We start from the raw sequence: 19,501 nt of genomic DNA on the forward strand, positions 1-19,501 counted from the left end.
GGTGGCAAGCAGGCGGGCGGTCTTAAGCCTGCATACATCGGGGAGGGTCAGCAGTCTGCGAGAGACGGATTCCTCAGGCGAACGTCTTCGAGACTTCGTCGTCGCTCTCCTCGGCCTGGATCTTCTCCCAGGCGTCCCGGAAGTCGGCCTCGGTGACTTCCGTCCGATCGTCCCGAATCGCGAACATCCCGGCCTCCGTACAGATGGCCTTGATTTCGGCTCCGCTGGCGTCAGTCGCCTCGGCGGCGAGCGATTTGAAGTCGACCGTCTCGGCGAGGTTCATGCCGCGGGTGTGGATCTTGAAGATCTGCTCGCGACCCGTCTCGTCGGGCTTGGGGACTTCGATGAGACGATCGAAGCGGCCGGGCCGGAGGATGGCGCGGTCGAGCATGTCGAAGCGGTTGGTGGCGGCGATGATCCGGATCTCGCCGCGCTCGTCGAAGCCGTCCATCTCGCTCAACAGTTGCATCATCGTCCGCTGGACCTCGGCGTCGCCGGAGGTCTTGCTGTCGGTCCGCTTGGCCGCGATCGCGTCGATCTCGTCGATGAAAAGCACCGAGGGCTCGTGCTGGCGAGCGAGTTCGAAGAGATCCCGAACCAGCTTCGCGCCCTCGCCGATGAACTTGTGGACGAGTTCCGAGCCGGCCATCTTAATGAACGTGGCGTCGGTCTGGTTGGCGACCGCCTTAGCCAGCATCGTCTTGCCCGTCCCCGGCGGGCCATGCAGGAGAACACCGCTCGGCGGGTCGATCCCGACCTCGTCGAACATCTCGGGGCTCTTCAGGGGCATCTCGACAGTCTCGCGGACTTCCGAGACCTGGTCGTCGAGGCCGCCGATGTCCTGATAGCTGACGTCGGGGCTCTGGTCGACCTGCATCACGCGGGCGCGGACGTCCGTCTCGTCTTCCAGCGTCTTGACGATCGAGAGGGAGTTGTTGACGGCGACCCGGTCGTCGGGTTCGATCTCCTCGCGCATCTCCTCGGTGACCTCGGTCAGGGCCTCCTGGTTGTTGCCGTGCTGTTTGATCACGACGCCGTCCTCGGTGAGTTCCTGGACCGTTGCCACGAACAGCGGCGACTGCTTGAGTTTCTTGTTCTCGTGGGTCAGGCGTTCGAGTTTCTGCTTGTACTTGTTGTTCTCGGCGTTGGCGTCGAGTAGCTCGTCGCGCATCTCCTCGTTCTGGGACTCTAGCACTTCGAGCTGTTCCTCTAACGTCTCGATCTTCTCCTGCTTGGAGACGTCGTCGTCGTACGGCTGGTCGACGTCGTCCACCGTGTCTGTCATTGGCCCTTCTAGCGCTTCGGCCGGTAAGAGACTTCGGGTCGGCACAACCACTGGTGGTAGAGAGTGTCTTATACGGCCCGAGACGACGGCTCCCCGGCCACGACAGGAGTTCGAACCGCGCGCAAGAACTGTGTCGCGAAAGAGTGATCGGCCACCCACGGTATTACTTCAGAGCATATTTAGGAATAACAAATATTATTACCCTGTATGTAGAATCGCTGGGTACGATGAGCATCACGGAACCCACACAGGTCGAGACGGCAGACGAACCAGGCTGGGATGCGGTCGCGGATCTCCCGCCCAGCGCGAAACTCGTCGCGAAGTCCCTCGAATATCAGGGGAGTCAGACTCAGAGTCAACTCGCCGAGGAGACGTTGCTGCCGGCCAGAACCGTGCGGTACGCGCTGAGTCGCCTCGAGGACGTCGGCGTCGTCGACTCGCGTTTTTCGTTCGCTGACGCCCGCAAGCGCGTGTACACGCTCGTCATCGAGTGACGGTCGACGGTCACTGACCACCTCGTCCACTTTCACCCCGCTCGCGCAATCCCTTTAGGACCCCGTGGAGTACGTAGGTCCAATGACGCAGGTGCTCCATACGGGCGACACACATCTGGGCTACCGGCAGTATCACTCGCCGGAGCGCCAGCAGGACTTTCTGTCGGCGTTCGAGCGGGTGATCGAAGATGCGATCGACGCGGACGTCGACGCCGTGGTCCACGCTGGCGACCTCTTTCACGACCGACGCCCTCGGCTGCAAGACATTCTGGGCGCGCTGGGGACACTTCGAGAACTCGACGCAGCGGCCATTCCGTTTCTGGCGATCGTCGGCAACCACGAGGGCAAACGCGACGCCCAGTGGCTCGATCTCTTCGAATCGCTCGACCTGGCGATCCGACTCGACGAGGAGCCGACCGTGATCGGCAACACCGCCTTCTACGGGCTGGACTTCGTTGCCCGCGCCGCCCGTGACGATCTGGAATACGAGTTCGCGCCCCACGACGCTCCCCACGCCGCGCTGGTGTCTCACGGCCTCTTTCAGCCGTTCTCTCACGGCGACTGGGACGCCGAGGAGATCCTCGCCGAGTCCACCGTCGACTTCGACGCGATGTTGCTCGGCGACGATCACACGCCCGCCAGGCGGGAGGTCGACGGTACCTGGTTGACGTACTGTGGCTCGACCGAGCGGGCGAGCGCCAGCGAGCGCGAGGCACGCGGGTACAACCTCGTGACCTTCGACGACGGCGTCGACATCCGCCGGCGCTCCGTCGAGACCCGCGAGTTCGTCTTCGTCGACCTGGAACTCGCCGAGGGTGAAGGGACCGAGCGCGTCCACAATAGAGTCGGCCAGCACGACCTCGCGGACGCCGTCGTGATCGTCACTATCGAGGGCGAGGGCGAGCGCGTCCCGCCGGCCACGATCGAGGAGTTCGCCCGCGAGAAGGGTGCACTCGTCGCCCGCGTCAACGACCGCCGCGAGATCGAGGAGGAAGCGGCCTACGAGGTAAACTTCGCCGACCCCGACGACGCCGTCCGCGAGCGGATCGACCAGCTCGGGCTCAGCCCCGCCGCGTCGGAACTCGACGAGGTCGTCCGGGCCAGCAAGGTCGCCGACTCGAACGTCGACGACGCGGTCGAATCCCGTGCCCGGGAACTCATCGAGGAGGGAGACGCCGAACAGTTCGAGCCGGCCCCGGTCGAAAACGACGACCGCGCCGAAACCGAATCGGAACCGGCCAGTGAGGGTGAACAGCCCGACGACGAGAGCCGGTCCGACGGCGGCGGCGGACAGACCGATTACGACGAGGGCCGGTCCGACGACGGCGGCGAACAGACCGACGGCGGCGGACAGACCGATAACGACGAGAGCCGGTCCGACGACGGCGGCGAACAGACCGACGGCGGCGGCGAACAGACCGACGGCGGCGGCGGACAGACCGACGACGACGGCCAGGCAACCATGGGTGAGTACCTGTGAGATTCGAGCGCGTCCGCGTGGAGAACTTCAAGTGCTACGCCGACGCGGACCTGCGTCTGGAGCGTGGCGTCACCGTCATCCACGGCGTCAACGGCAGCGGGAAGTCCTCGTTGCTCGAAGCCTGCTTTTTCGCTCTCTATGGCGCTCGCGCGCTCGATCGAACCCTCGACGAACTCGTCACGATCGGTGCCGAGGAGGCGACCGTCGAACTCTGGTTCGCCCACGGCGGCGAGTCCTATCACATCAAGCGCCGCGTTCGGGTCCGGGACGACCGGGCGACGACCGTCGAGTGCGTCCTCGACGAATCCGACGGCGTGGTCGAGGGGGCCAGAGACGTCCGCGAGCGCGTCGCGTCGCTGCTCCGGATGGACCACGAGGCCTTCGTCAACTGCGCGTACGTCCGCCAGGGCGAGGTCAACAAGCTCATCAACGCCTCGCCGGGCGAACGCCAGGACATGATCGACGACCTCCTCCAGCTCGGCCGCCTCGAGGAGTATCGAAAGCGCGCCAGCGACGCCCGCGTCGGCGTCGGTCGCGTCCTCGAAGGCAAGCGCGAGTCCCTCTCTCAACTCGAAGAACAGATCGAATCCAAAGAAGAGAGGGACCTCCACGACCAGCTCAACGCCGCCGAGAGCGAACTCGCCAGCGTTCGTGCGGAACTCGACAATTACGACGAACAACGTGAGGCCGCCCGCGAGACGCTCGAGGACGCGAAATCGACCCTCGAGGAGTACGAGCAGCGCCGTGAAGAACTCGAGGAAGTCGAAAGCGAAGTCGAGGAGTTGACCGAGACGATCGAGGCGACCGAACGCGAACGTGAGGCACTCGGAGACGAGATTGGCGAGCGCCGTGAGCGCCGCGAGGAAGTCCGCGACCGGATCGACTCCGAACTCGGGGAGACCGAGCTATCGACGGACGCCGACCGGGAGGCTGTCGCGGCGCTGATCGAGGACCTCGAAGGTCGCGACGAGGAGATTCGCGACGAGATCGAGCAACACCGTCTGGACCTCCAGCGCCACCGCGAGGACGCCGAGGGCCTGCGTGAGGACGCCAGCGACGCCGAGGAGCGCGCCGCCGAGAAACGCGAGCAGGCCGACGAACTCGAAGCAGACCTCGAGAAGACCCGCGAAGACCTCGAGGAGCGCCGAGACAGGCTCGCCGAGTTGGACGAGGAAATCGAAGCCATCGAAGAAACGTTCGCGGACGCGCCCGTCGAACTCGGCGAGGCGGAACCCCGCCGAGAGGCAGTCGCCGACGAACTCGAAACAGTTACAAGCGATCTGGCCAGTCTCGAAGCCACGATCGAGTCCCTCGAAGCCGACATCGAGGAAGCCGAGGAGCTGCTCGAGGCGGGGAAGTGTCCTGAGTGTGGCCAGGCCGTCGAGGCGGCTCCGCGAGTCGAGTCACTCGACGACGATCGCGAGCGATTGGCCGACCTGCGGGACGAGCACGAGGAACTGCGAGAACAGCGCGAGGATGTCCGGGAGCGCCTCGACCGTGCCGAGACGTTGGTCGATCGCGAGGACGAACACGAACGAATCCAGGAGAAACGCGAGACGCTCGCCGAATTGATCGGCGAACGAGCGTCCACGGTCGAAGAGACCGAACGGCGAATCGACTCGTTGCGCGAGGACGCAGCCGAACTCGAAGCGGAGGCCGAAAAGCACCGCGAATCAGCCGAGGAAGCCGGGGAAGCCGCCGAAGAGTGCCGAGAGGCCATCGCCGAGTGCAACGAACGCCGCGGGACTCTCGCCGACCGGATCGACCGACTCGACTCCGTCGTCGAGGACTTCGACCGGCTCTCGGACCTCGAAGACGCGATCGAGAACCGAAAGGAGCGCCGCGAGCGACTCGCAGAGATGAACGACGAGCGCCGGGATCGCCTCGGGACGCTTCGAGAGCGGCGTTCGGAACTCGCCGAGGCCATCGACGAGGACCGACTGGCCGAGGCCCGCGACGACAAAGACCGCGCCGAGACGTATCTCGACGAAGTGGTCGCAGAGATCGAGACTCGCGAGAAGCAACGGGACGAACTCCAGGCCCGGATCGGTGCTATCGAAAACGAGATCGAGGAGCTCGAATCCCTGCGCGAGCGCCGCGATGATCTCGAAGCGACGGTCGAACGGCTCGATTCGCTCTATGCGGAGGCCGAACAGCTCCAGGAGATGTACGGTCAGCTCCGGGCAGAGCTGCGCCAGCGCAACGTCGAGACCTTAGAGCGGATGCTCAACGACACGTTCGATCTCGTCTACCGCAACGACTCCTACGACCGGATCGAACTCGAGACGGACTACCACCTCACGATCTACCAGAAGGACGGCGAGCCCCTCGACCCCGATCAGCTCTCGGGCGGCGAACGCGCACTGTTCAACCTCAGCCTCCGGGCGGCGATCTATCGGCTACTCGCCGAAGGAATCGAGGGGACCGCACCCACGCCGCCGCTGATCCTCGACGAGCCGACGGTCTTTCTCGATTCGGGCCACGTCTCCCAGTTGCTCGAGTTGATCGAGTACATGCGAAGTGAGATCGGCGTCGAGCAGATCGTGGTCGTCAGTCACGACGACGAGCTGGTCGATGCGGCCGACGACCTGGTCCACGTCGCGAAGGACGCGACGACCAACCGCTCGCGCGTCGAGCGCCGCGACGCCCCGGAGCTGCCGGCGGATTAATCGTCGGTCAGGGTCGCGACCGCCTCGCTGGCGACCTCAGTCGCCGCGTATCCTCGCTCCCCGGCGACCCGTCGCTCTTCGATGAGACCGGCCGCGCGGAACTCCGCGAGGTGGCCGTGGAGGTCACTCTCGCAGAACTCGAAGCGGTCGAGCAGCGCACGGACGGAGAGTGGTCCGTGCCGGTCGAGTGCAACGAGCAGGCCCAACGACTGCTCAGTCCGGACGGCAGTCAGTACGGCTCGGACCGATTCCGGGACGGCGGTAGCGGTTACCGCAAGCGGTGAACGCTCCTCGAGGAGTTCGAAGTCGGTCGCCGGTCGATACGTCTCCTGTCCGGTGTCCGGATCCCGGACGAGCCACTCCTCGCCCGAGCGCTTGACGAGCAGATAGGGCGTCCCGGACCCGTCTTTGACTGTGCGCATGGACGGACTATCGACGCTGGACAGATAGCGATAGTGGTCGCCACAATGACGGCTTACTCACCAGTCTCCTCGCGATCACGGGCGAACTGCCAGTAGCGGAGCAGTCCATAGCTCCCAGCGAGCACCCCGACGACGAGGAGAGCCCCGCCAGTCCAGACATCACCTTCGAAGTACAGGAACATCGGGCCGACGGCAACGCCGAAGAGGGCCACGTTGAACACGACGACGAGGCGCACGAAGAGTTTGACGGCGTCCGAATCCAGATTCCCCTCGGACGGATCGGGTTCGGGGATGTCGACCGCCGGGATCAGGTCGTCGTTCTCGCCGGCGTCTTCCTCGAAAATCCCGTCGAACGGATCGCTGGCGGACACGGTAGTCGGTCACAGCGTCGTGGGGAAATCAGCTTCGGCTTACCGCTGTCCGGGAAGGTCGACGGCGTCGTCGCTGTAGATCCACGCCATCGGATTCGCCGCGTCGTAGATGACTGTCCCGTCCTCGGTCTGGTATCGCTCGATCGTGTCTGCCGTCGCCGGTTGCTCCGGCGACCGGTCGGTCGTCGCACGCTCGCTCCGACTGCCGTTGGCGGGATTCGACATTGCTACCGTGAATTGGTATGTCATGGCGTGTCATAAACTTTCTGACCCCGGGCAACCGGGGGGTTTTAGGGTGCCGACGGCTACCACCAGACCAATGACTGACTCCGGGGAGCAACGCGGACTCGGCGAGTTCGCCGACGGCGATCGGCCGGCGGCAGAGGCGCGGGCGGTTGCAGGCAACGGCGGACACGAGGCGAGCGTCGTCGACGCGGAGGAGTGGCGCTATCCCGAAGCCGAGGGGACCGTCGAATTCGAAGTGACGCAGGTCGACTACACGATCGAGGGTGGCGGGAGCGACGAATATCCCGTCCTGCACGTCTTCGGACGGACTGACGACCGAGCACTCGTCCACGTACAGGTCTACGAGTTTCGGCCGTACTTCTATGCGCCAGCCGGGAACGTCGACCAAGAGCGACTCGCAAGCTACGACAGCGTCACCGGCTGGGAACGAACCGGGAAAGACGGTGAGCCATACGAATCCATTCGGGGAGAACATCTCGTCAGGATCTTCGGCCGGACGCCGCGAGACGTCGGGCAGATCCGCGACGACTTCGACCACTACGAGGCGGACATCCTCTTCCCGAATCGGCTGCTCATCGACAAGGACATCACCAGCGGCGTCAGGGTTCCTGAACGGCGTACCGAAAACGGAACCATCCGGATTCCCCACGACGAGATCGAAGCCATCGACTACGACGCCGAGGCGCGAGTCAACACCTTCGACATCGAGGTCGAGGACCGCTCGGGTTTCCCCGAGGACGGCGAAGAGCCCATCATCTGTCTCACCAGCCACGACTCCTACCGCGACGAGTACGTCGTCTGGCTGTACGACTCACCCGTCGGGATCGACCCGCCGGAGGCCCTCGATCGCTACGAACCGCTGGAGGACGACTTCGAGGCCGACGTGCGCGTCTTCGACGAGGAGGAGGCGATGCTCGAAGCGTTTCTGGACTACATCGAAGAGACGGACGTAGACATCATGACGGGGTGGAATTTCTCGGATTTCGACGCCCCGTACTTCATCGACCGATTACAGGAACTCGACCCGGGAACCGATCGGAACCTCGACATGAACCGGCTCTCCCGGGTCAACGAGGTCTGGGAGAGCGACTGGCAGGGACCGGACATCAAGGGTCGCGTCGTCTTCGACCTCCTGCGGGCGTACAAGCGGACGCAGTTCACCGAACTCGACTCCTACCGCCTGGAAGACGTCGGCCAGGCGGAACTGGGGGCGGGCAAGGAGACGTATACGGGTGACATCGGGACGCTGTGGGAAGACGATCCCGAGCGCCTCCTGGAGTACAATCTCCGTGACGTCGAGTTGTGCGTCGAACTCGACCGCAAACAGGACATCATCGCCTTCTTCGAGGAGGTCGCCTCCTTCGTCGGGAGCAAACTCGAGGATGCGCCGACGCCCGGCGACGCCGTCGACATGTACGTCCTCCACAAGGCCTTCGGGAACTTCGTCCTGCCCTCGAAGGGCACCGTCGAGTCCGGCGAGGAGTTCGAGGGCGGGGCGGTCTTCGAGCCGATCAGCGGGATCAAGGAGATGGTCAGCGTCCACGACTTGAAATCTCTATATCCGATGTGCATGGTAACGATCAACGCATCCCCGGAGACGAAAGTCGATCCCGAGACGTACGACGGGGAGACGTTCCGTGCACCCGATCCCAGCGGCCAGCACTTCCGGACGGAACCCGATGGGATCGTCCGGGAAATGGTCGAGGAATTACTGTCAGAACGAGAAGAAAAGAAGGCCCTCCGAAACGATCACGACCCCGGAACCGAGGCGTACGAGCTCTATGACCGGCAGCAAGGAGCTGTCAAGGTTATCATGAACTGTTTCACGCCGGATACTGAAGTGCTGACTCCGGCAGGTGTTCAGAACATCCGAGACCTCAATGTCGGCGATGACGTCTACTCGATCGATCCGGACACGCTGGAAGTGCAAGTCAAGCCGGTCACTGAAACGTGGGAGTACCCCGAGTACGATGGGGAACTTGTTGACATCGGAACAAGCAAGATCGACTTCAGCGTGACGCCGAACCACCGGATGCTCGTTCGAAAGAACGAGACCAACGGCATCTCGTGGGACGAGGATGACTACCGGTTCGTCGAGGCGGGCGACCTCGACGACGCGACGAACTACCAACTGCCACACGACTGGTCGATGAACCATGGCGACCCGATCGACGACGTTGACCTCACCGAGTGGATCGACGGCGACTACGAGGTCTGGGTGCGGCCGAGCGTGCACGGTCATACATTCACCGCAGAGCTCGGATGGACGCCACGTCGCGTGCCGAAAGCAGACGCTGGCGAAGTTGGGTACGTTTTCACTGCGGAAGAATTCGAAGAGCACCGCGAATATATCGAATCAGTCTGTGAGTACAACTTCATCCACCGCGAGTCCGGTCGGAAATGGATTCCGCGAATGTACGACGGCGACGATTTCCTCGAATTGCTCGCCTGGTATATTACGGAAGGAAACGTCTACACGTCAGAGGAGAAGGATTTCGGTGCAAATCATCGGGGAAGTGCAACGACCGTCAAGATCGCCCAGCAGACAGAGACGGTTACAGACGGCGGGAGTCCGGACGACACTGACCACGCGGAGATCGGTCAACTACTCGACCGGATGGATTTCGACTACTATGTCGACGACCGCGCCTACCAATTCACGTCGGCGTTGCTCGGGGACCTTTTGAGAGATGTCGCTGGCGAAGGGAGTGCCGAGAAGCACATCCCCGAGTTCGTCTTTGATCTCGACGAGAGCCAAAAGAGACGATTCCTGAAGACGCTGATCAGCGGCGACGGCGACCGCCAGACAGGTTCGTGGCGATATACGACGTCGAGCGAGCGATTGCGGGACGATATCCTCCGTCTGTGTACCCATCTCGGCTACACCGCCAACTACAACCGCGACAGCGGTTCCTGGCGAATCTATGTCACTGAGGATTCGAAAAACACGCTCCGGATGCATCGGAGCGCCGAGCGTTCGCGGGCCGACAACGGCGTCTACTCCATCACCGTGGCGGACAACCATACCGTCCTTGCGGGCCGGAACGGCAAGTTCCAGTGGGTCGGCCAGTCGCTGTACGGCGTTTCGGGATGGGATCGGTTCCGGCTCTACGACAAGGACAACGCGGCGGCCGTGACCGCAACAGGGCGCTCGGTCATCGAGTACACTGAATCGGCCGTCAACGACCTCGGATACGACGTGACATACGGGGATACTGACAGTGTTATGATAAGTATGGGGACGGACATGTCCGTCGAGGATGCCATCGACCGTTCCTTCGAGATCGAGGAGGCGATCAACGCCTCCTACGACGAGTTCGCCAGAGAGACGCTGCAGGCCGAGGAACATCGCTTCCAGATCGAGTTCGAGAAACTCTACCGGCGCTTTTTCCAGGCGGGCAAGAAGAAGCGCTACGCGGGCCACATCGTCTGGAAGGAGGGCAAAGACGTCGACGACATCGATATCACCGGGTTCGAGTACCAGCGCTCTGACATCGCGCCGATCACCAAGCGCGTCCAGAAGGAAGTCCTGGACCTGATCGTGACCGAGGGCGACGTCGAGGCCGTCACGGAGTACCTCCACGACGTGATCGAGGACTTCCAGGCCGGCAACGTCGACGTCGAGGACGTCGGTATCCCCGGCGGGATCGGCAAGCGCCTGAACAATTACGACACGGACACCGCCCACGTCCGGGGCGCGAAGTACGCCAACCTCCTGTTGGGGACCAACTTCCAGCGCGGCAGCAAGCCAAAGCGTTTGTATCTGAAGAAGGTCCATCCCGATTACTACGAGCGGATCGAAGCCGAACGGGATCTCGATCCGTCACGGGACGCCCTCTACGGCGAGTTCAAGCGCGACCCGGACGTGATCTGCTTCGAGGTCGCCGAGCAACTCCCCGCGGAGTTCGAGGTCGACTGGGAGAAGATGTTAGAGAAGACCTTGCGCGGCCCGATCGCCCGCGTCATCGAGGCGCTTGGCGTCTCCTGGCAGGAAGTCAAGAGCGGCCAGGAACAGACCGGGCTCGGCCAGTACATGTGAGCGGCCATCGCGACTGTCCCGTCTCGATTCCGAGCGGTCGCGACTCGAATCCAGCCCGCCACGCTCGGCGGCCCCATCAATCCGCTTCCGGCCCGCACATGTGCGGGCAACCGCCCACTGTCTTCGTCTTTCGTTAAAAATACTTCCAAGCGAGCCAAAGCAAATATGTTGTGATACGAAAGCATTATGGGTCCGTCTCCCCCACTTTCGGTTGACCTAGAACATGGCAACTCTCGAAATCAACAATCTCCACGCGAAAGTCGCCGAGGACGGTGGCGAACAGATCCTCGAAGGGGTGGATCTGACCGTCGAGTCCGGCGAGATCCACGCGCTCATGGGACCGAACGGCAGCGGGAAGTCGACGACGGCGAAGGTCATCGCCGGTCATCCCGCCTACGAGGTGACCGAGGGCGAGGTTCTCATCCACCTCGACGGTGACGAGTTCGACCAGGAGATCCCCGACGACAAGCGGACCTGGAACCTGCTCGAACTCGAGCCGAACGAACGCGCCGCGCTCGGCATCTTCCTCGGGTTCCAGTATCCCGCGGAGATCGAGGGCGTGACGATGGTGAACTTCCTCCGGACGGCCTTGAACGCCAAGCTTGAGGAGCGCGAAGAGCTCTTCGAGGACGAGGAGGAAGCCGAGGCTGACGACGGAGACGAGGACGACGGCTACGACACCTCGCCGATGGAAGGCCCCGCCGACGAGGGCGAGGTCAGCGTCGCGGAGTTCCAGACGCTTCTCAAGGAGAAGATGGAACAACTCGACATGGACGAGTCCTTCGCCGAGCGGTATCTCAACGCCGGGTTCTCTGGCGGCGAGAAGAAACAGAACGAGGTCCTCCAGGCAGCGATTCTCGAACCCGACATCGCGGTGCTCGACGAGATCGACTCGGGACTGGACATCGACCGGCTCCAGGACGTCGCCAACGGGATCAACTCTCTCCGTGACGACCAGGGGACCGGTGTCCTCCAGATCACCCACTACCAGCGCATCCTCGATTACGTCGAACCCGATCACGTCCACGTGATGCTCGATGGGGAAATCGTCGAGAGCGGCGGGCCGGAACTCGCCGAGCAACTCGAGGACGAGGGCTACGACTGGGTTCGCGAGCAGGTCTACGAGGCGGCCTGAGGTGACCATCACATGAGTTCAGATAACGACCTCGAATCGACCGACACGGAGGCTCGATTCGAATTCAAGAAAGAGCAGAAGTCGGCCTACGAAGCTGAGGTGGGCCTCACAGAGGAAACGGTCCGGAAGATCAGCGAGGACAAAGACGAGCCCGAGTGGATGCTCGACCGCCGGCTCCGTGCCTTAGAGCACTACAAGCAGATGCCGATGCCGACCGACTGGCCCGGCCAGCCGGATCTCTCGGAAGTCAACGTCGAGGATATCATTCCGTACATCCGCCCGGACATCGAGACCCGCGGCGGCGAGGACTCCTGGGACGACCTCCCCGACGAGATCCAGGACACCTTCGACAAACTGGGCATCCCGGAAGCCGAACAGCAGGCGCTCTCGGGGGTCGGTGCGCAGTACGAGTCCGAGATCGTCTACCAGAACATGCAGGAGCAGTGGGAGGAGAAGGGCGTCGTGTTCATGGACATGGACAAGGCCGTCCAGGAACACCCCGAGCTCGTCCGGGAGTACTTTATGACGAAGTCCGTCCCGCCGAGCGACAACAAGTTCGCCGCGCTCCACGGCGCAGTCTGGTCGGGCGGCAGCTTCGTCTACATCCCCGAGGGCGTCACCGTCCAGATGCCAATCCAGGCGTACTTCCGAATGAACTCGGAGGGCATGGGCCAGTTCGAGCACACGCTCATCATCGCCGAGGAAGACTCGGAAGTCCACTACATCGAGGGCTGTTCGGCCCCCCAGTACGCCCGCCATAACCTCCACAGTGGTGGCGTCGAAGTCTTCGTCAAGGAGGGTGCCCACGTCCAGTACTCGACGGTCCAGAACTGGTCGAAGAACACCTACAACCTCAACACGAAACGCGCCATCGTCGAGGCTGACGGGACGATGGAGTGGATCTCCGGGTCGATGGGGTCGAAGGCGACGATGCTGTATCCCGCCACGATCCTCAAGGGCCCGGGGGCGACTGACAACCACATCACGATCGCCTTCGCCGGCGAGGGTCAGAACATCGACACCGGGGCGAAGGTCTATCACAACGCGCCGGACACCAAATCGACGATCGAATCGAAGTCGATCTCGAAGGACGGCGGTCGCACCAACTACCGCGGCCTCGTCCACATCTCCGACGGCGCGGAAAACTCCTCGACGAACGTCGAGTGTGACGCGCTGATGTTCGACAACGAGAGCACGTCGGACACGATGCCGTACATGGAGATTCAGGAGAGCAAGGTCGACGTCGCCCACGAGGCGACGGTCGGCAAGATCGGCGACGAGGACGTCTTCTACCTCCAGAGCCGTGGCCTGGACGACGACGACGCAAAGCAGATGATCGTCGCCGGGTTCATCGAGCCGATCACCGAGGAACTGCCCATCGAGTACGCCGTCGAACTCAACCGTCTCATCGAACTCGAGATGGAGGGGAGTCTGGGATGAGCACGCAGGTACGCGCGACCGTCACCGCCGACCAGGTCGAACAGATCTCTGCCGAGCTGGGCGAACCCGAGTGGCTGACCGAGACGCGACTCGAGGCCTTCGAAGCGCTCGAGGACCTCGACATGCCGTCGGTCATCCGGACGCCCGGACGGGACTGGACGAACCTCGACGCGCTCGATTACGAGACGCTCGTCGATCCGCTCGCCTTCGAGGAAGAGAAAGACCGCATCGACGCCGAGGGCGTCGACGTCCTCCCGTGGGCCGAGGCTCTCGAGGCGCACGGCGACCTGATCGAGGACCACTTCGGCAGCGTCGTCGATCCCCAGCGGGACTATCTGACGGCGCTCTCGACCGCGCTGTTCAGTGCCGGGACGGTCGTCTACGTCCCCGAGGGCGTCGCCGCCGAGGACGTCAAGATCCGGACGCGGATGCACTCCCGGTCGCTGTTCAACTACACGCTCGTCGTCACCGAGGAATCGGCCTCGGTGACGATTCTGGAGCGCCAGGAGACGGGCGAGGAGCTTCCCGGTGAGCAGTACTACTCCGGCGTCGTCGAGGTCGCCGCCGGCGCGAATAGCCACGTCCAGTACGGCTCGCTCCAGAACCTGAGCGAGGAGACGTACAACTATTCGGTCAAGCGCGGTCACGCCGCGCGTGACGCCACGGTCGACTGGATCGAGGGCAACATCGGGTCGCGACTGACCAAGACCAACGTCGAGACCCGCCTGCGCGGCGACGGTTCGGAGTCCCAGATCGTCGGGGCCTTCTTCGGTCACGAAGACCAGCACCTCGACCTCGCCTCGCGGGTCTGGCACGAGGCCGAACACACGACGGCCGATCTCGTGACTCGCGGCGTGCTGGACGACGAGGCGCGCTCGGTCTACGAAGGCGTCCAGGACGTCGGCACGGACGCGTGGGACACCAACTCCTACCAGCGCGAGAATACGCTGATGTTGAGCGACGACAGCGAGGCCGACGCCTCCCCGAAGCTCATCATCAACAACCACGACACCGAGGCCAGCCACTCCGCGACGGTCGGCCAGGTCGACCAGGAGGACCTCTTCTACATGGTCTCCCGTGGCGTCGACGCGGAGCGGGCGACGAACATGCTCGTCGAGGGCTTCTTCGTGCCCGTCCTCGAGGAAGTCGCGGTCGACGAGTTGCGAGAGGACTTAGACGAACTGGTCCTCGACCGGCTCGCGGCCTGAGTCACCGCCCAGGCTTCGCCGACAGGAACGAGTTTAAGAACCCACCACACCGATGGTTTCGCATGCCTCTCTCTGTCCGTCCCGAACCGGTGGTGGTGACATGACGCTCCAGCGTCCGGTGACGTCGGACCATCAACTCGGTCGCCTTCTCCAGATCGGCGTCGTCTTAGAGGAAGTCGTCGAAGCGCGAGCGAGAAAACACCTCGAAACGAGTGACGATCTCGATGCGGAATTAGAGACGCTCCTCGAAGACGCCGCCGCTCAGGCGAACCAGCATCGAGGACGCTTGGAGACGCTGATCGCCGATCTCGAGGCCGAGAGCGTCGACTACGAGGACATCGAGCCGCTCGTCGAGGCCCAGTACCAGGCCGATCAGGACTTCGACGACATCATCTACGATCAACTCTGCAACGCAGAGACGGCCTACAAGTTCCTCGACGACCTGCTCGGGGCGCTGGAGGCGAGTGACACCGAGTTTAGCGTCGATCGCGAGGAGTTGGTCTCCATGCTGGAAGTCTTGCGGGAGGCCGAAGCACGTGGTGTCGAGACGGTCACCGATCTCATGGAGGGCGACCGATGAACACCGCCGAACAGTATCTCAAGGCGATCTACCTGGTCCAACAACAGGAGGACGGCCCGGCCGCGACGGGTCGGATCGCCGACCGCCTCGGTGTGAGTCCCGCCAGCGCCAACGAGATGATCGGCAAACTCGAAGATCGCGATCTCGTCGATCACGAGAAGTACACAGGTGTGACGCTGACTGACGACGGAATCGCCCGGGCGCGAGACGCCCTGCAGACGTACTGTATCATCGAGCGCTTCCTCGTCGAAGTGCTCGACGTCGAGGACTTTCGTGCTGAGGCCAAGCAACTCGAGAGCGTCATCGACGAGACGGTCGCCGATCGACTCGATACGATCATCGACCGGCCGGGTGAGTGTCCGGATTGCTTCGACGCCGATGGAGACGTGTGTGGTCGACTCGACGTCGAGGCCGAGGCGTCGGATTGACGAGCGTCGGTCGCAAGGATAACGCTATTAACGATTCATCGAGTACAGTCGAGTGCAGTCCCGTGGTGTAGTGGCCAATCATAGAGGCCTTTGGAGCCTCTGACGGCGGTTCGAATCCGCCCGGGACTATTTTGCCGCGAGCAAGTTCGCGAGCGGCAAATACGTCCAGCGGATTCGAAGCTGGGAACGAAACGAGCGATAGCGAGTGGAGTGACGGCGGTTCGAATCCGCCCGGGACTATCGTTACCACCTTTTTACTGCAGAGGGGTGCCAGTCGGCACCCCTCCTTGCAAAAAGCTGGACCAAAAATGACCTCAACCTCGCTGCTCACGGCTCCCGTTGGTCGCCGTTCGCAATTCCGAGGCCCTCACTTCGTTCGAGCCTCGCTCCGCTCGGTCGAGTAAAACGGCCCGCTTCGCTCGCCGTATGCCAGCCGTATCTCAAATCGGTCCGGCAGTTCTGAACCAGGAAACGACGCAAGCGAAGCGAGCAAAGTGACCGCGGTTCGAATCCGCTGAGAGAAAACCGCTCTCTCAAGCCGTGCTTCACGTTGTTCAGCACGACGCCGGAAGACTCGCTTTGCTCGTCTTCCGAGCCTTCGTTCACTTCGTTCACGAGGACGCCCGGGGCCGTGACTTGAGGGGTCAATCCTTGCGTCCAAATGTTTCCGTGGCGTCGCTGTCGGCTCAGATCTCACGTCCGTTTGACGTTGGTGTTATTACGTCGGCGTGTCTCTGCTGGCGTATGTCTGATAGCGACCAGGCGACGCTGCCTGGAACGGAATCGGATCTACTCACACTCGATACACTCGAGAACCATCTGTGGGCTGCTGCGGACAAGCTTCGCGGGAGCATCGACTCCGCGGACTACAAGAACTACATCTTCGGGCTCCTCTTCCTCAAGCGCGCGAACGACCGCTTCGAAGAGGAAACTGAAGAGGTCGCCGAGGAACTCGGAATCGAACAAGAGACTGCCCGAGAGGATCGCGACCTCCACGAGGAGTTCTGGATTCCCGAACGTGCCCGCTGGGATCACATCAAAGCCAAGGAGACCGATGTCGGTGCGGCGCTGAACAAAGCGCTCGCGGCCATCGAAGACGAGAACGACCCGATCGCGGACCGCGTGCTCACGACGGTCGATTTCAACGACACGGAGCGACTGCCCGACGCGCTCCTCGCCGATCTCGTCTCGCACTTCACGAAGCATCGCTACCGGAACGTCGATCTCAAGGACCCCGACATCTTTGGGCGGGCTTACGAGTACCTCATCCGCGAGTTTGCCGACGACGCCGGGAAGAAAGGCGGCGAGTTCTACACGCCCCGCGAAGTCGTCCGCCTCATCGTCAAGTGTGTCAACCCCGAACCGGGCCATCGTGTCTATGACCCCTGTTGTGGCTCCGGCGGCATGTTGATCTACTCCGCCGAGCACATCCGCGAGTCCGGCGGCGACATGGCGGACATCTCGCTGTACGGCCAGGAGAAGAACCTGAACACGTGGGCGATCGGCCAGATGAACGTCCTGTTGCACGAACTCTACGACGCCAACATCGAGAAAGGCGACACCATCACCGATCCCCAGCGCGTCACCCCACACGACGAACTCGAAGTGTTCGACCGGGTCATCGCGAACCCGATGTGGAACCAGAAGGAGTGGAACAAGGACTGGGTCGAGGAGAACGAGCCGTACAACCGCTTCCCCTACGGCCTGCCGCCGTCGAATCGCGGGGACTGGGCGTGGATACAGTTGATGATCGCGTCGCTCAACGAAACGGGGAAGGCGGGCGTCGTCATGGACAACGGCGTCCTCTTCCGGTCGCGCTCGGAGAAGAAGATCCGCAAGCCCGTCCTGGAGGACGACCTCGTCGAGGCCGTGATCGCCCTGCCGGAGAACCTGTTTTACAACACCTCCTCGCCGGGGTGTATCCTCATCCTGAACAAGGACAAGCCCGAAGAGCGCGAGGGCAAGGTCCAGTTCATCTACGCCGAGGACCAGACGCTTCGGGAATCGGACGTGCAGGTGTTCGAAGAGCTATCGAACCAGAACCAGTTGACTGACGAGGGCGTCGAGTACCTCGCCGAGACGTTCCAGACGGGCCGCGAGGAGGACCACCACAGCCGGCTGGTCGATCTGGACGAGATCGAGGAAAACGACTGGAACCTGAACGTGCCCCGCTACGTCGATACCACGGAGCCGGAGGAACCCATCGACGTGAGCGAGAAACTTGAGGAGTTGGACCGACTGGCCGAACAGCGCCGGAAGACCGACGAGGAACTGCAGCAGTACATGGAGGAGTTGGACTATCGATGAGTGAGGCAGTTGCCGAAGACGAAAAGAGGGATGGGTACATGCGGGTACAGTTAGGGCCGACAGAATGGATAATTCCAGAAGAATGGGAAATTACATCAATTGAAGATTGTGCGGACTACATCGCGGGTACTACTTTTCCAAAAGAATATCAAGGTAACTCAAGTGGAGAGTTGCCGTTCTACAAAGTTAGCGACATGAGTGAGTGTAGGTGGAAGATGGATAGAGCGAATAATTACATCTCTAAAGACAAGGCAGAGGAACTGAATGCGACTATTGCCTCGTCGGAGACGACCATATTCCCGAAGCTTGGACAGGCTTTGTTGACTAACAAACGCCGAATCCTTACACAACCTTCTGTATTTGATAATAATGTCGCTGGGTTGGTTGGAAAAGATATCTTAGATCGTTACCTGTTCTACTTTCTCAACTTCACAGATTTTAGCCCGTATGCTAATTCTGGAACAGTCCCCTCTCTGAGTAAGGGAGATATACAATCTATAAAACTCCCTCTCCCCCCACAACACGAACAGCGCCGCATCGCCGACATCCTCTCGACGGTCGACAAGCAGATTCAGCAGACAGACGAGATTATTGGAAATATCGAAGATCTCCGATTCGGACTTATGAGTGAGTTCTTTCATACTGGCTATTTCGAGCATTCGCTAACCGAGAAACCAACGTTCGGCCAGGTCCCCGAAGACTGGGAGATTCATGAGTTATCCCAGGTCGCTGATGTCGAGATGGGATCCTCACCCAAATCTGAGTATTACAACGAGACGGGTGAGGGACTCCCATTCTACCAGGCTAATAACGAATTTGGATATCGAAACCCCACTCATGATCGCTGGTGTTCAAATCCAAATAAAACTGCAGATGAAGGAGATACACTCGTCACAATCCGTGGAACTTACGTTGGGCAGGTCAATGTAGCTAAAGAACGGTGCAGCATAGGCAGAGGGCTTGCTGCAGTGAGTGCAAAGGATGTTGATCAAGAGTATATTTATCATCACTTAGCACACCGTGAGCGGTATGTGAAATCTATCGCTTCAGGAAGTACATTCGATTCAATTAACAGTAATGAGTTAGAAAGTCTATCGGTATTGGTGCCTCCTCCTGATGAGCAACAGAAAATCGCTTCTTGTCTTAAAAGCCTGCAAAAGAAGTATCTTGCTGAACGGAAGTACAAACAGAAACTCCAAGAACTCAAACGCGGTCTCATGCAGGACCTGCTCACTGGCACGGTCCGCGTCGATCCAGACTGATTCGATTGCCCGCTGGCCGGTATTCTTCGCTTCGCCAGTCAAACTACCACCGCGAATGACGACAACGGCGTCGCTTGAACCGATCTAATTTTATTTCGGTCCTCTTCTCTACAATCGGACAACCTATTCGGCCCT

Annotated in this window: 15 protein-coding genes and 1 tRNA gene; 12 read left to right on the forward strand and 4 right to left on the reverse strand. The window is 61.6% G+C overall.

Annotated features, from left to right (window positions below; genetic code table 11):
- Positions 1–73 precede the first annotated feature (73 nt).
- Positions 74–1,285: a proteasome-activating nucleotidase Pan1 gene (gene pan1, locus HTIA_RS02690; protein ID WP_008527302.1), complete on the reverse strand. Its 1,212-nt coding sequence runs from the start codon at positions 1,283–1,285 to the stop codon at positions 74–76.
- 227 nt (positions 1,286–1,512) lie between these two features.
- On the opposite strand from pan1, the gene HTIA_RS02695 reads away from it, so the two are divergent.
- The 3 genes from HTIA_RS02695 (at position 1,513) to rad50 (ending at position 5,928) form a co-directional block, all read left to right on the forward strand.
- Positions 1,513–1,779 carry a winged helix-turn-helix domain-containing protein gene (locus HTIA_RS02695; RefSeq protein WP_008527300.1) on the forward strand — a complete coding sequence of 89 codons (267 nt, stop codon included), beginning with the start codon at positions 1,513–1,515 and terminating at the stop codon, positions 1,777–1,779.
- 82 nt (positions 1,780–1,861) lie between these two features.
- The gene (gene mre11 / locus HTIA_RS02700; RefSeq protein WP_008527299.1) at positions 1,862–3,259 is read left to right on the forward strand and encodes a DNA double-strand break repair protein Mre11; all 1,398 of its coding nucleotides are present in this window, start codon (positions 1,862–1,864) and stop codon (positions 3,257–3,259) included.
- Positions 3,256–5,928 carry a DNA double-strand break repair ATPase Rad50 gene (gene rad50 / locus HTIA_RS02705; protein WP_020935990.1) on the forward strand — a complete coding sequence of 891 codons (2,673 nt, stop codon included), beginning with the start codon at positions 3,256–3,258 and terminating at the stop codon, positions 5,926–5,928. The genes mre11 and rad50 overlap by 4 nt, the downstream gene beginning before the upstream one ends.
- Here rad50 and HTIA_RS02710 read toward each other — a convergent pair.
- Genes HTIA_RS02710 through HTIA_RS02720 form a run of 3 tightly spaced genes read right to left on the reverse strand, consistent with a single transcriptional unit; the run spans position 5,925 to position 6,970 of the window.
- Entirely contained in the window at positions 5,925–6,350 is a 426-nt protein-coding gene (locus HTIA_RS02710; RefSeq protein WP_008527297.1) for a DUF7346 family protein, read from the reverse strand. The two genes, rad50 and HTIA_RS02710, sit on opposite strands and share 4 nt — an antisense overlap.
- A gap of 53 nt (positions 6,351–6,403) precedes the next feature.
- Positions 6,404–6,721, reverse strand: a complete 318-nt coding sequence (locus tag HTIA_RS02715) for a DUF7322 domain-containing protein (protein ID WP_008527296.1) — start codon at positions 6,719–6,721, stop codon at positions 6,404–6,406.
- Positions 6,722–6,760: 39 nt separating this feature from the next.
- Entirely contained in the window at positions 6,761–6,970 is a 210-nt protein-coding gene (locus HTIA_RS02720) for a DUF7331 family protein (RefSeq protein WP_021029274.1), read from the reverse strand.
- A gap of 70 nt (positions 6,971–7,040) precedes the next feature.
- On the opposite strand from HTIA_RS02720, the gene HTIA_RS02725 reads away from it, so the two are divergent.
- The 9 genes from HTIA_RS02725 (at position 7,041) to HTIA_RS15650 (ending at position 19,366) form a co-directional block, all read left to right on the forward strand.
- The gene (locus tag HTIA_RS02725; RefSeq protein ID WP_008527294.1) at positions 7,041–11,006 is read left to right on the forward strand and encodes a DNA polymerase domain-containing protein; all 3,966 of its coding nucleotides are present in this window, start codon (positions 7,041–7,043) and stop codon (positions 11,004–11,006) included.
- A 223-nt stretch (positions 11,007–11,229) separates the two neighbouring features.
- The gene (locus HTIA_RS02730) at positions 11,230–12,141 is read left to right on the forward strand and encodes an ABC transporter ATP-binding protein (protein WP_008527293.1); all 912 of its coding nucleotides are present in this window, start codon (positions 11,230–11,232) and stop codon (positions 12,139–12,141) included.
- 12 nt (positions 12,142–12,153) lie between these two features.
- On the forward strand, positions 12,154–13,581 hold the full coding sequence (gene sufB, locus HTIA_RS02735; protein WP_008527291.1) for a Fe-S cluster assembly protein SufB: 1,428 nt from the start codon (positions 12,154–12,156) through the stop codon (positions 13,579–13,581).
- A complete protein-coding gene (sufD, locus tag HTIA_RS02740) occupies positions 13,578–14,789 on the forward strand; it encodes a Fe-S cluster assembly protein SufD (RefSeq protein WP_008527289.1) in 1,212 nt (403 codons plus the stop codon). Before sufB ends, sufD begins: the two co-directional genes overlap by 4 nt.
- A 100-nt stretch (positions 14,790–14,889) precedes the next feature.
- Entirely contained in the window at positions 14,890–15,369 is a 480-nt protein-coding gene (locus HTIA_RS02745; RefSeq protein WP_008527286.1) for a hypothetical protein, read from the forward strand.
- Positions 15,366–15,797 (forward strand): metal-dependent transcriptional regulator, encoded by a 432-nt coding sequence (locus tag HTIA_RS02750; RefSeq protein WP_008527285.1) that lies wholly within the window; start codon positions 15,366–15,368, stop codon positions 15,795–15,797. The genes HTIA_RS02745 and HTIA_RS02750 overlap by 4 nt, the downstream gene beginning before the upstream one ends.
- A 56-nt stretch (positions 15,798–15,853) precedes the next feature.
- Positions 15,854–15,926: transfer RNA gene (locus HTIA_RS02755), tRNA-Gln, on the forward strand.
- Positions 15,927–16,541: 615 nt separating this feature from the next.
- Positions 16,542–18,104 (forward strand): type I restriction-modification system subunit M, encoded by a 1,563-nt coding sequence (locus HTIA_RS02760; protein WP_008527284.1) that lies wholly within the window; start codon positions 16,542–16,544, stop codon positions 18,102–18,104.
- Positions 18,101–19,366, forward strand: coding sequence for a restriction endonuclease subunit S (locus tag HTIA_RS15650; protein ID WP_020935991.1), 1,266 nt, complete (start codon positions 18,101–18,103; stop codon positions 19,364–19,366). Before HTIA_RS02760 ends, HTIA_RS15650 begins: the two co-directional genes overlap by 4 nt.
- Positions 19,367–19,501: the final 135 nt, after the last annotated feature.

This window comes from Halorhabdus tiamatea SARL4B (assembly GCF_000470655.1).
Classification (GTDB): Archaea; Halobacteriota; Halobacteria; order Halobacteriales; family Haloarculaceae; genus Halorhabdus; species Halorhabdus tiamatea.

Coding starts and splice junctions, on each gene's coding strand:
- sufD (WP_008527289.1), top strand. CDS start 13,578: ATGAGCACGCAGGTACGCGCGACCGTCACCGCCGACCAGGTCGAACAG.
- mre11 (WP_008527299.1), top strand. CDS start 1,862: ATGACGCAGGTGCTCCATACGGGCGACACACATCTGGGCTACCGGCAG.
- HTIA_RS02760 (WP_008527284.1), top strand. CDS start 16,542: ATGTCTGATAGCGACCAGGCGACGCTGCCTGGAACGGAATCGGATCTA.
- HTIA_RS02710 (WP_008527297.1), bottom strand. CDS start 6,350: ATGCGCACAGTCAAAGACGGGTCCGGGACGCCCTATCTGCTCGTCAAG.
- HTIA_RS15650 (WP_020935991.1), top strand. CDS start 18,101: ATGAGTGAGGCAGTTGCCGAAGACGAAAAGAGGGATGGGTACATGCGG.
- HTIA_RS02730 (WP_008527293.1), top strand. CDS start 11,230: ATGGCAACTCTCGAAATCAACAATCTCCACGCGAAAGTCGCCGAGGAC.
- sufB (WP_008527291.1), top strand. CDS start 12,154: ATGAGTTCAGATAACGACCTCGAATCGACCGACACGGAGGCTCGATTC.
- pan1 (WP_008527302.1), bottom strand. CDS start 1,285: ATGACAGACACGGTGGACGACGTCGACCAGCCGTACGACGACGACGTC.
- HTIA_RS02725 (WP_008527294.1), top strand. CDS start 7,041: ATGACTGACTCCGGGGAGCAACGCGGACTCGGCGAGTTCGCCGACGGC.
- HTIA_RS02695 (WP_008527300.1), top strand. CDS start 1,513: ATGAGCATCACGGAACCCACACAGGTCGAGACGGCAGACGAACCAGGC.
- HTIA_RS02750 (WP_008527285.1), top strand. CDS start 15,366: ATGAACACCGCCGAACAGTATCTCAAGGCGATCTACCTGGTCCAACAA.
- HTIA_RS02745 (WP_008527286.1), top strand. CDS start 14,890: ATGACGCTCCAGCGTCCGGTGACGTCGGACCATCAACTCGGTCGCCTT.
- HTIA_RS02720 (WP_021029274.1), bottom strand. CDS start 6,970: ATGACATACCAATTCACGGTAGCAATGTCGAATCCCGCCAACGGCAGT.